This window comes from Mesorhizobium sp. M7A.F.Ca.ET.027.03.2.1 (assembly GCF_003999175.1).
Taxonomy (GTDB): domain Bacteria; phylum Pseudomonadota; class Alphaproteobacteria; order Rhizobiales; family Rhizobiaceae; genus Mesorhizobium.
This window is the reverse complement of record NZ_RZOM01001684.1, coordinates 1-730: the sequence shown is the minus strand read 5'-3', so window position 1 is coordinate 730 and position 730 is coordinate 1. Positions and strand designations below refer to the sequence as shown.

Here is a 730-nt window from a genome sequence, read left to right as displayed (position 1 = left end):
CATCTGATTGGCCACCAGGCTGGGTGGCGAATGATGGATTTCGATCACTGCGTCGTGCGTTTGCACCGTTAGCGCTGTGACGGCGAGACAGGTGCGCACGCCAATGGCAGAGATCGTCTCGATGTCACGCGCAATTCCGGCTCCGCCGCTGGAGTCGGACCCGCCAACGACAAGCACATGCGGTTCTCGTCTCATCGCCATCGGTCCGTCTTTTCGATCCATTCTCGCGTGCGCGCTTCGGGGTCGGAGTTCAACGTGATGTCCGTGACCACTGCGGCGCTGTTGGCGCCGGCCTCAAAGACGCCGTCGAGGCGGTCCGGGTTGAGGCCGCCGATGGCGACCAATGGTATCCGCGCCACCCGCCGCTTCCACTCGCTGATCCGCTCTAGCCCTTGCGGTGCCCACTTCATTTTCTTCAAGATGGTGGGATAGATTGGACCGAGCGCGACATAGTCGGGTTCAGCAAACATGGCCGTTTCCAGCTCGACATGATCATGCGTGCTCAACCCGAGCCTGACACCGGCTGACCGTATCCTCGAGAGGTCAGCGGTTTGCAGATCCTCCTGGCCGAGATGCACGAAATCGCAGCCCTCCTCGATTACCAGGCGCCAATGATCGTTGACGATGAGCTGGCTTTTGTATTGGACACACAAGGCCTTCGACTTGCGGATCTCCGCGCGCAGCCCGGTTTCGTCCATGGTCTTGATGCGAAGCTGCACCAGCTTCACGC

2 protein-coding genes are annotated in these 730 nt (G+C 60.5%); both read right to left on the bottom strand.

Translation table 11 applies throughout. The annotated features are described in order from the left end of the window. Positions 1-201 (bottom strand): bifunctional hydroxymethylpyrimidine kinase/phosphomethylpyrimidine kinase (locus EN750_RS37355; protein ID WP_189526828.1); only part of this gene is annotated, 201 nt, incomplete at its 3' end. Beyond that, positions 192-730, bottom strand: a 539-nt coding sequence (locus EN750_RS37350) for a thiamine phosphate synthase (protein WP_127399479.1), incomplete at its 5' end; no start/stop codon positions are given. The genes EN750_RS37355 and EN750_RS37350, both read right to left, overlap by 10 nt.